Below are 10103 nucleotides of genomic sequence, written 5' to 3'. Positions count from 1 at the left end.
GAGCGCCCGCGCGGCGTCGTCGACATGACTCCGGACTGGGTCTGCGAGATCGTCTCGCCCGGCCACGAGCGCAAGGACACGCTGACCCTGTTCCTGCTGCTGCAACGCCACCGCGTGCCCTTCTACTGGCTGATCTGGCCCGAGGACCGCACGCTGATCGTGCACCAGATCGACGGTGACAACTACCGCGTGGCGCTCACGCTGACCTTGGCCGCGGGAGAGGGCCAGCGGGCGCGCATCCCCCCGTTCGACGATATCGAGCTGGATCTGGGGTACATCCTGGGCGATTGAGCTCGATCGTCTGCCCCGCGCAGGGCGCGGAGCGAGTCGTCAGCGCCGTCCGGGGCGCTCGGCTAGACCTCCGCTGCCGGCGCCTCACAGACCTCCAGCAGCAGTGGCAACACCTGGTCCAGCCAGGCGTCGATGCGCTCGTCCGTGAGTAGGTGCTGGAGGTGCTGATCCAGCGCGAGGCCGACGAAGCGACCGTCCACAACGGCCCTGGAGCGTCTGAATTCATAGCCCTCGGTGCCGGTGGCACCCAACAGCTCGGCGCCAGCGTCGCTGAAGAAGCGGTGCAGGTCCATCATCGCGTCGCAGAAGTGCGTCGGATAGGTCTCCTGGTCGCCGAGGCCGTACAGGGCGATGCGCTTGCCCGTAAAGTCTTTGCCCGCGAGCTTCGGCAGAAATTCGAGCCACGCGGCCTCGTCGGTGCCATTGGCAATACCCGGCAGCACACCCTCGCCATAGGTGGGCGTGCCCAGAATCAGCGCCCGGTAGCCCAGCAGATCCTCCGCGCTGGCGCGGTTCACGTTCACCGGCTTGGTGGCCACGCCGTCGCCAGCGCGCGCCTTGATCTGTTTCGCGATTTTCTTCGCGATGAGTCTGGTGGTGCCGGAGTCCGTGCCGAACGGAACAAGCACCGACGTTCAGCCCGCAAGTGCCTCCGTCGGCTTCGGCAGGCCGGCGAGCTTGCACAACTCCAACACCGGGCCTTTCGGGAACAGCCGGTACAGGAATGCCTCGTATTCCTTACGGTCGCGGAAGTGCTCGCCGTGCTGTTTGCCGAGGGTCATCACCAACTGGTGCATGCTTGGGTGGGTCTCGTTTTCCGCATAGACCTCACGGAAATACGCGATCAGACCCAGGTGCGTGTCGGTGAGCTGGACGCGATCCTCGGCGGACTGTTGGGCGGCCAGGGCCTCCGCCACCTCCTCGCTCCAATCGGCCGGATTGATCAGGTAGCCCTCCGCGTCGGTCTCGATAATCCGATCCCCTACTTGGATGCTCATGTCTCGACCTCCTCAATGCGCCGGCCGGGCGCTGGGCCGGCTGGGTTACAGCATGCGCGCACAGCGTGGCGCGCGTCCGCGAGCAGGCGTGTCGATGGTGGCCGCGGCCGGTGTCGCAGCCGCGGCGAGACCGCGAGCGTCTCTGCTGAAAACAATAGCCCAACCAGCGGTTGTCGGCCGGGCCGCTGCTCCAGAGGCAGGTCGATGGCCTCGGGAAACGCCGATCAATCGGCGCTTCTCTAGCGTCCCATCTAGCGTCCCAGGGTCAGAAAGGGCCAAAGGACCACGAAGAGCACCGCGGCAATGCCCATCAGGGCGAGCAGGGACTGCAACGGGTGCCGGGCGATGCGCTGCAGCGTGGTTTCGGCGCGACCGGCCCGGCGCAGCGCGGCGTGCTCGGCGGCGAGGCGGGTGCTGCGCTCGCACTCGTAGGCATCGATGACCGCCCGGGCCTCCGCCTTGCGGCCGTTCTCCAGCAGCCACAGGCCGGCGACACCGAAGCCGAGCAAGCCGCCCGTGGTCTCGTGATAGGCAAAGCCGTGGGCGTCGAGCAGCGCCCGGACGTCGGCCGCCTCGTCGTCCGACACACCGTTGAGACGGAAGATCAGGACTGCCATCGCCGCATCGCTCGCCGCCGCGCCGCCGGAACGCTCACCGAGGGCGAGACCGGGCACGCCCTGCTGCCGCTGGCGCGCGGGTGGCAGGCGGTTTGCAGTGGCGGGTCTTGCATCGAGGTGTGCAGGAGTTGGAGTCCATCGGCGTAGAACGATAGTGCGCGAGTCCCGAGACCGCCTCCGGTCGTTGCCGCGATCGTGATCTCAACCGTGCGGATATCCGATGATGACGACGACAACGAGCGCGCTAGGTCGGGTTAGCGATAGCGTAACCCGACATGCAACGGGTTACGCGAGCAAACTGTCGGGTTACGCTGCGCCGACCCGACCTACTTGCTGCGCTGACCCGAGCTACACCGCATCCTGGCCCAGCCCGGGAGCTTCCGCGACCAGGTGAGAGAAGCCGCAGCTCCCCTCACGACTTGAACAGGTCCTCCGCGGCCTGGCGCAGGGCATCGGCGTCCGGTGCCGCGGCACCCGCATCCCGCGGGAAGCTCGCCTCGAAGTAGCCGCAGAAGTTGGCGCGCTCCTTGTCGGCCACCGCATCGGCGACGGGCTCGGCGCAGTCGTTGGGGCGCCCGCGGGCGTACCAGCGGCAGTTGCGGCAGCAGTGGGTGGACTTGCGGCAGTTGGGGCAGGTGGCCTCGCGGCCGTAGTCGAGGTCGGTGAGGTCGGCGCCGCAGTGCCAGCAGCGGCCGATGACGGGATGATGCATGGATTTGACTCTCATAGCGGCGAGGTTCTGTGCGCGACGCCGTCGTCGTGGCGCCCGCCGCGGGCTGCCTTGTTGGATTCGTAAACGAGCGTCGGTCGTGCTGAGCGATAGCGAAGCCCGACACGGGCAGTCAGGTCCACAGCAGCGCCGGGCCGCCTGCGTCGGCCCGACCTAGCCCTCGCTCCCCCGCAACTGCTCGGTCAACTTCGACAGCTCCCGCTGCATTTCCAGGTTCTGAAACGGCCTCAATGCCGGCACCTGGCGGCTGAGCAGGCCATCGAGGAGCTTGCGGCTGGACTGCACCAGGTCCACCAGCTCGCCGGAGACGCGCACGGTCTCGTAGGTGTTCCAGGCGGTGGCGATGTCTTCCTGGAGCGCGGCGCGCGCCTGGGCCACCTGCTCGCCCTGGTCCTTGAGGTAGCGCTTGTAGACCTCCGCGGCCTCGATGGTGAGCTGTTGCGCCTTGAGGTTGGCGTTTAGGATCTCCGCCTTCTCCGGGTGCTGTCGCTGGAGCGCCCTGGTGTCGGCGGACAGGGCGCGGGCGCGGTCGGCGATGTCGTTGATCTCAGGGATGTAGCGCTGATCGATGGCCTGCTCCACGTCCAGGTGCATCTGGTTGAGCGCCCGCAGCAGCACCAGGTACATGCCGTAATAGCGCCGCGCGGCGTCGAGGTCCTCGCCGCTCTCGCGCATCAGCGCCTCGAGCTGCGCGGTGATGGCCTTGACGTTGTCGAAGACGATACCGAGGTCGACGATATTATCGCCGACGACGGTGGAGAGCAGGAACTCCAGTTGCTCATCGGAGAGCTCCAGCCCCATGCCGCGCAGCTCGGCGGCGAACTGCTGCTTGATGCCGGCCAGTTCTTTGCGGGCGCGGGCGATGGTCTGCTTGCGCTCGTCGATGAGCTTGTCGTAATCGGCCACGGTGCGCTCCACCAGGGACTTCTCGGGGGCAGCGACGCGGGCCTTGCGGTACTCGTCGATATCGGCGCGGGCGTCGGCGATGCGCTGTTCCAGCGCGCGGATCTGCTCGCGGTACTGCTGCACCGGCGACGTGGACAGGATCTGCACCGAGGCGTTCAGCAGGTCGTCGATCTCCGCCTGCACGTCGGCCTGGTCGCGGCGGAACCAGGCCTTCTCGGGCAGGTCGCGCTGCGCCTCCTGGAGCTCGACGGTCTCCTCCAGCTTGGGCACGACGTCGGTCCAGACCTGCCCGAAGGGGTCCGGCTCCGATGGCGTGAGGGAGTCGCGGGCGCTGTCCCAGGCCTCGCGGGAGCGCTGCCACCAGTCGCCGGCGGTGTCGCGGGAGCGCTCCCAGAGCGAGCCGGCCTGCTCGGCGGAGCGCTGCCAGAGCTCGCGTGCCTGCTCGGTGAGGTCCGGCCCATCGGCCGGCGGTGACGCCCCGGCACCGCTCCCCTGCCCGGCGGCGGTGGCCGGCAGCAGGACGAGCGACAGCAGCAGCGGGAGGAGACGATGCATGGGTCTGAGCTTCTCGATCAGGCGGTGGATTCTCTGTCAGTGCGATTTTACGGGATGGCGGTTCCGCAGCCGCGCCCGATCCGGCCTGCCGAAGCGGGTTGTCGCTGTCCGCCGTGTCTGCTACTGTGCCCGACCTTGCGCGGCGCAAGGCCGCAGCTCACCGGTCAATGGTGAGCGCCGCCGGTCCCCCCGCAACGCGAAGCCGTGAACCCGGTCAGGCCCGGAAGGGAGCAGCCGCAGCGGTGGCAGCGTGTGCCGGGGTGTGGCTGGCGGGGCTCGCCTCCTTTTCCTAAATACGCCAATGACCTACCAGGTGCTCGCCCGCAAGTGGCGCCCCCGTGTCTTCGCCGACCTGGTGGGACAAGGCCACGTGGTGCAGGCGCTGTCCAACGGGCTGGAGCGCGGCCAGCTCCACCACGCCTATCTCTTCACCGGCACCCGCGGTGTCGGCAAGACCACGCTGGCGCGCATCCTCGCCAAGACGCTCAATTGCGAGCAAGGCGTCGGCCCTACCCCCTGCGGCACCTGCTCCGCCTGCACCGAGATCGACAGCGGCCGCTTCGTGGACCTCATCGAGGTGGACGCGGCGTCGCGCACCAAGGTGGAGCAAACGCGGGACTTGCTGGACAACGTGCCCTTCGCGCCGGTGCGCGGGCGCTACAAGGTGTACCTCATCGATGAGGTGCACATGTTCTCCGCCAGCAGCTTCAATGCGCTGCTGAAGACGCTGGAGGAGCCGCCGGAGCATGTGAAGTTCGTGCTTGCCACCACGGACCCGCAGAAGCTGCCGGCGACGGTGCTCTCGCGCTGCCTGCAGTTTCATCTGAAGCGCCTGCTGCCGGAGCAGATCCAGGGCCGCTTCCGCCAGGTGCTGGAAGCCGAGGGCATCGGCTTCGACGATCAGTCCCTGGCGCTGCTGGCCCGCGCCGCCGACGGCAGCATGCGCGACGGGCTGAGCCTGCTGGACCAGGCCATCGCCTTCGGCGGCGGTCAGCTCGCCGCGGACGACGTGCGCCGGATGCTGGGCACCCACACCGGCGATCTGGTGCCGGCGCTGGTGAGCGCGCTCGGCGACAGCGACGGCAAGCGCCTGCTGGCGGAGGTGGACCGGCTCGCCGAGCTGACGCCGGACTTCGCCGCGGTGCTGACGGAGCTGATCACGCTGCTGCACCGGGTCGCGCTGGCGCAGCAGGTGTCGTCCACCGTCGCCAACGAGGACCCGGATGCCGAGGTGTTGCGCCAGCTGGCGGCGGACGTGCCGGCCGAAGACATCCAGCTCTTCTACCAGATCCTGCTCACCGGCCAGGGCGACCTGCCGCTGGCGCCGGACCCGCGCACCGGCTTCGAGATGGTGCTGCTGCGGGCGCTGGCGTTTCGACCGGCTGGCGTGCCAGCAGGGCCCGGGGGTGCGGCTGGCGGGGATTCCGCGCGATCGGGTGGCTCCGGGGTCGCGGCGGGGACGCCGCTCCCACAGCGGCAATCTCCCGGCGGCGTCGCGGCGGGGACGCCGCTCCCACAGGGGCAATCTCCAAGTAGCGATGTCGCGGCGGAGACGCCGCCCCCACCGGAGCGTGCGAGTGACGGTGGTACAGCGGGGGCGCCAGAGGCACGGCTTGCGAGCGCGGACGACTGGCATCGGCTGGTGGCGGCGCTGCCGCTGTCGGGGCTGGCGAGCCAGCTCGCCGCGCACTGCGCGCTGGTGAGCTGGGACGGCAAGACGCTGCGGCTGGGGCTGGCGGAGTCGCTCGCCAACCTGCGCGTGGCCGGCGCCGAGCAGCGCCTCGGTGCCGCGCTGGCCAAGGCGCTGGGCCGCGAGGTGACGCTCAGCATCGACACGGGACCCGCCGCTGCCGCCAGCGGTGATGACGGCGCCGATGCCGCGGGGTTCGCCGAGACGCCCGCCGGCCGCGATGCCCGCAACGCGGCCGAGCGCGTGGCCGCCGCCGAGGCCACCATGGACGCGGACCAGGTGGCCAGCGAGCTGAAGCACCGCTTCGATGCCGACTGGGTGCCAGGCAGCATCCGCCCGACGGATTGATACCACTTGATCCAATGGGGGCGCCGCGGCAGCGGCGGATATCGCTGCGCTCATCCACCCTACGGCCTACAATTCTGGCCCTCGGCCCTCGGCCCCGAATCTTGAACGAATCCGATCAGCCCGGCAGTTCCCGCAAGTCCGCGCACTGACGCTGATCCCGAACCGACAGAGGTGACATAACCATGAAAGGCGCATTGGGCGGCATGTTGAAGCAGGCGCAGAAGATGCAGGAAGATCTCAAGGCGGCGCAGGAGAAGCTCGCCACCGAGGAGGTCACCGGCGAGGCCGGCGGCGGCATGGTGCAGGTGACCATGACCTGCCGGCACGAGGTCAAGCGCGTGCAGATCGACCCGTCGCTGATGGGCGACGACAGGGAAATGCTGGAGGATTTGCTCGCCGCCGCCTGTAACGACGCTGCACGCCGGGTGGGCGAGGTGACCAAGGAGCACATGTCCGGCATTACGTCCGGGCTACCGCTGCCGCCCGGATTCAAGCTGCCGTTCTGAGGCTGGCCGCGCGCCGCCGGAGCCCCGGGGTGTCGGATTCCAATCTACTGCTGGACCTGGTAGACGCGCTGCGCTGCCTGCCCGGCGTCGGCCCGAAATCCGCGCAGCGGATGGTGTTCCACTTGCTGGAGCACGACCGCGACGCCGGCCGCCATTTGGCGCGGGTGCTGGCCGAGGCCATGGCGCGCATCGGCCACTGCCGCGAATGCCGCACCCTCACCGAGCGCGAGGTGTGCACCCTTTGCGCAAATCCGGTCCGGGACGCCTCGCTGCTCTGCGTGGTGGAGCAACCGTCGGACATCGCCGCCATCGAGCAGGCCACGGACTACCGTGGCCGCTATTTCGTGCTCGGCGGGCGGCTGTCGCCACTCGATGGCATCGGCCCGGAGGAGTTGGGGCTGGAACTGCTGCGCGAGCGCCTGCACGCCGGCACCGTGCGCGAGGTCATCCTCGCCATCAGCCCCACCGTTGAGGGCAGCGCCACCGCGCACTACATCAGCGAGCTGGCGGCCGGCAGCGACGTGCGCCTGACCCGCATCGCCCACGGCGTGCCGCTGGGGGGGGAGCTTGAGTTCGTCGACGGCGGCACGCTGGCGCACGCCTTTGCAGGGCGCACCGGGATTTAGCGAGGCGCTGCCTCAGACCGACAACGGCATGGGGCGCCAGATGTCGCGTCGATCGACTCCCCGCATGCAACAAGGGCCGAGGACCGAGGCCCACGACGCGACCGCACAGCTCCGGTCGACTGCCGTTCCGGTCCTTGGCCCTTGGCACTTTCTGATCGGTGTCCGCTCCGATCTCGCGCCCGATCGCCGCATTCGAGGTCGCTCGTCGCCACGCGCTTGCAGCCGGCGGCCGCGACGCAGAACATCCACGCATGCCCACGCAGGAGCCTTTCTCGATGTCCGAAGACACCATTTTCGGCAAGATCGCCCGCGGCGAGATCCCCGCGGACATCGTCTACGAGGACGAGGACGTCGTCGCCTTCCGCGACCTGCACCCACAGGCGCCCACCCATGTGCTGGTGATCCCGCGCAAGCCCATCCCGACGCTCAACGATGCAGGCAACCAGGACGCGGAGCTGATTGGCAGGCTATTCCTCGCCGCCGCCAAGGTGGCCGAGCAGGAGGGCTTCGCCGAGGACGGCTACCGCGCGGTCATCAACTGCAACGCCAACGGCGGCCAGACCGTATTCCACCTGCACGTGCACCTGCTCGGCGGCCGGCCCCTGCAGTGGCCGCCCGGCTGATTGCCGCCAAACAGCCCGTGGGAGCGGCGCCCCCGCCGCGACGCCCAACGCGCGCACCGATCGCGCCGCGGGCGGCGCTCCCACCCAGCCACCCGTACACATGCATGCCGCAACGGCCCCGACCCGATATGGACGCCCGCCGATTGCGGACATCGCGGTGCACTATACCGCCCATCCACGCGCGGCGGCTTTCAGGTTTCCGCGCCAAGGGTTAGCATTCCGCGATTCGCGCCGGCAGCATCCGGCGCGCCACCAGGAACCAGCAGGAGCTCAAGTCCCCGCCGATGGCCGTGCAGATCCCAACCGAAGGTGCCACCGCCGCCGCGCCGGCGTTCGAGCTCAAGGCATCGAGCTTCACGCTGCCGGTGATCCGGCTGCTGTCCCTCGACATGGACACCGTGGAGACGCAGCTCGAGGCCAAGGTGGACCAGGCGCCCGGGTTCTTCCGCAATACGCCGGTGGTCATCGACCTGAGCGAGCTGGCGCAGGAAAAGGGCAATGTCGGCTTCCCGCACCTGGTCGGTCTGCTGCGCGGGCTGGGCATGATTCCCGTGGGCGTGCGCGGCGGCGGCGCGGCACAGAACGACGCCGCCCGCGCCATGGAGCTTGCGATCCTCGGCGATAACGGCCGCAGCGGCCGGCAGCACGCCGAGGCGCCGCAGCAGTCAGGCGCCGAGCCGCCGATGGGCGATACACACGGCGACCATCCCCCGGTATCCGTGCTGGTGGACCGCCCGGTCCGCTCAGGCCAGCGCCTGTATGCCGCGGGGGGTGATCTCACCATCGTCGGGCCGGTAAGCTCCGGTGCCGAACTGATGGCGGACGGTAACATTCACGTGTACGGTCCACTGCGCGGACGGGTCATCGCCGGGCTCAAGGGCGACATCGGCGCGCGCATCTTTTGCCGATCGCTGGAGGCGGAGCTGGTCTCGGTGGCGGGGCACTATCGCGTCAGCGAGAACATTCCGACAGACCTCAAGCGTCGCAGCGTGCAGGTATTCCTCGACCACGAGGTGCTGCGCATCGAGCCGCTCGGTTGACGGCCCAGGCCGCGGGCGCGGAAGCAATTTCGAATCAGATCTTGGGAGAGACGTCTTTGGCCAGAATCATCGTCATCACCTCGGGCAAGGGCGGGGTCGGCAAGACCACGACGGCCGCCGCCATGGCCATGGGCCTGGCACAGCGGGGGCATCGCACCGTGGTCATCGACTTCGACGTGGGCCTGCGCAACCTGGACCTCATCATGGGCTGCGAGCGCCGCGTCGTGTTCGACTTCGTCAACGTCATCAACGGCGAGGCGAACCTGAACCAGGCACTGATCCGCGACAAGCGTTGCGACAGCCTCTACGTGCTGCCCGCATCCCAGACGCGCGACAAGGACGCGCTGACGCAGGAAGGCGTCGGCCAGGTGCTCGAAGAGCTGGGCAAGGGCTACGATTACATTGTCTGCGACTCGCCGGCGGGCATCGAGCACGGCGCCACCATGGCCATGTACTTCGCCGACGACGCCGTGGTCGTCACCAACCCCGAGGTGTCGTCGGTACGCGACTCCGACCGCATGCTCGGCATCCTCGCCAGCAAGTCGCGCCGCGCCGAGGCCGGCGAGGAGCCCATCAAGGAGCACCTGCTGCTGACGCGCTATTCGGCCGAGCGCGTGCAGCGCGGCGAGATGTTGAGCGTGGAGGATGTGCAGGAAATCCTGTCGCTGAACCTGATCGGCGTCATCCCGGAGTCGCAGGCGGTGCTGAACGCCTCCAACGCCGGCATCCCAGTGGTACTGGACACGGATTCCAACGCCGGCAAGGCGTACAACGACATGGTGGCGCGCTATCTCGGCGGAGACGTGCCGATGCGGTTCCTGGACGCCGAGAAAAAGGGCATCTTCAGCCGACTCTTCGGGGGGTGAGCCGTGGGTCTACTCGACGTTTTCCGCGCGAGCCGCAAGAAAGGCTCCGCCGCCGTCGCCAAGGAGCGCTTGCAGATCCTGGTCGCGCATGAGCGCGCCTTCCGCAACCGCCCCACCTACCTGCCCAAGCTCCAGCAGGAGATCCTCGACGTCATCCGCAAGTACGTCGAGGTGGACCTGGACGCCGTTTCGGTGAACTACGAGCAGGACGACGAGCAGGAGCTGCTGGAGCTCAACATCGTCCTACCCGACGCCGCCGCGCGCGGCTGAGCCGGAGCGCCGGCGTCCCGCCGGCCACTTGCCGGCC

13 protein-coding genes and 1 other RNA gene are annotated in these 10103 nt (G+C 68.8%); 9 read left to right on the top strand and 5 right to left on the bottom strand.

Annotated elements, in window-relative coordinates; genetic code table 11:
- Window positions 1-291, top strand: a 291-nt coding sequence (locus LJE69_RS19865; protein ID WP_296927802.1) for a Uma2 family endonuclease, incomplete at its 5' end; no start/stop codon positions are given.
- Window positions 292-353: 62 nt separating this feature from the next.
- On the opposite strand, the gene LJE69_RS19860 is transcribed toward LJE69_RS19865, so the two are convergent.
- The 5 genes from LJE69_RS19860 to LJE69_RS19840 all read right to left on the bottom strand — a co-directional run bounded on the left by LJE69_RS19860 (window position 354) and on the right by LJE69_RS19840 (window position 4097).
- A complete protein-coding gene (locus tag LJE69_RS19860; RefSeq protein WP_296927801.1) occupies window positions 354-920 on the bottom strand; it encodes a flavodoxin in 567 nt (188 codons plus the stop codon).
- Window positions 921-926: 6 nt separating this feature from the next.
- A complete protein-coding gene (locus LJE69_RS19855) occupies window positions 927-1289 on the bottom strand; it encodes a TusE/DsrC/DsvC family sulfur relay protein (protein ID WP_296927800.1) in 363 nt (120 codons plus the stop codon).
- Window positions 1290-1540: 251 nt separating this feature from the next.
- Window positions 1541-1963, bottom strand: a complete 423-nt coding sequence (locus LJE69_RS19850) for a DUF6164 family protein (protein ID WP_296927799.1) — start codon at window positions 1961-1963, stop codon at window positions 1541-1543.
- A gap of 355 nt (window positions 1964-2318) precedes the next feature.
- A complete protein-coding gene (locus tag LJE69_RS19845; RefSeq protein ID WP_296927798.1) occupies window positions 2319-2618 on the bottom strand; it encodes a hypothetical protein in 300 nt (99 codons plus the stop codon).
- 171 nt (window positions 2619-2789) lie between these two features.
- Window positions 2790-4097, bottom strand: coding sequence for a hypothetical protein (locus LJE69_RS19840; RefSeq protein ID WP_296927797.1), 1308 nt, complete (start codon window positions 4095-4097; stop codon window positions 2790-2792).
- 178 nt (window positions 4098-4275) lie between these two features.
- On the opposite strand from LJE69_RS19840, the gene ffs reads away from it, so the two are divergent.
- From ffs to minE, 8 genes are all read left to right on the top strand, one after another.
- An RNA gene (gene ffs, locus LJE69_RS19835) (signal recognition particle sRNA small type) lies at window positions 4276-4366 on the top strand.
- 32 nt (window positions 4367-4398) lie between these two features.
- Entirely contained in the window at window positions 4399-6135 is a 1737-nt protein-coding gene (gene dnaX / locus LJE69_RS19830; protein ID WP_296927796.1) for a DNA polymerase III subunit gamma/tau, read from the top strand.
- A gap of 182 nt (window positions 6136-6317) precedes the next feature.
- Window positions 6318-6641: a YbaB/EbfC family nucleoid-associated protein gene (locus tag LJE69_RS19825; RefSeq protein ID WP_296927795.1), complete on the top strand. Its 324-nt coding sequence runs from the start codon at window positions 6318-6320 to the stop codon at window positions 6639-6641.
- Window positions 6642-6670: 29 nt separating this feature from the next.
- Entirely contained in the window at window positions 6671-7267 is a 597-nt protein-coding gene (recR, locus tag LJE69_RS19820; RefSeq protein WP_296927794.1) for a recombination mediator RecR, read from the top strand.
- 275 nt (window positions 7268-7542) lie between these two features.
- Entirely contained in the window at window positions 7543-7890 is a 348-nt protein-coding gene (locus tag LJE69_RS19815; protein WP_296927793.1) for a histidine triad nucleotide-binding protein, read from the top strand.
- A 284-nt stretch (window positions 7891-8174) separates the two neighbouring features.
- Complete coding sequence (gene minC, locus LJE69_RS19810; protein WP_296927792.1) at window positions 8175-8930, top strand: septum site-determining protein MinC; 756 nt, start codon at window positions 8175-8177, stop codon at window positions 8928-8930.
- Between the two features lie 56 nt (window positions 8931-8986).
- Complete coding sequence (gene minD, locus LJE69_RS19805) at window positions 8987-9796, top strand: septum site-determining protein MinD (RefSeq protein WP_296927791.1); 810 nt, start codon at window positions 8987-8989, stop codon at window positions 9794-9796.
- 3 nt (window positions 9797-9799) lie between these two features.
- The gene (gene minE, locus LJE69_RS19800) at window positions 9800-10066 is read left to right on the top strand and encodes a cell division topological specificity factor MinE (protein WP_296927790.1); all 267 of its coding nucleotides are present in this window, start codon (window positions 9800-9802) and stop codon (window positions 10064-10066) included.
- The last annotated feature ends 37 nt before the right edge of the window (window positions 10067-10103 follow it).

The organism is Thiohalocapsa sp., from assembly GCF_022340605.1.
In the GTDB taxonomy this organism is placed as follows: Bacteria; Pseudomonadota; Gammaproteobacteria; order Chromatiales; family Chromatiaceae; genus Thiohalocapsa.
This window is presented reverse-complemented; position numbering and strand designations above follow the sequence as displayed.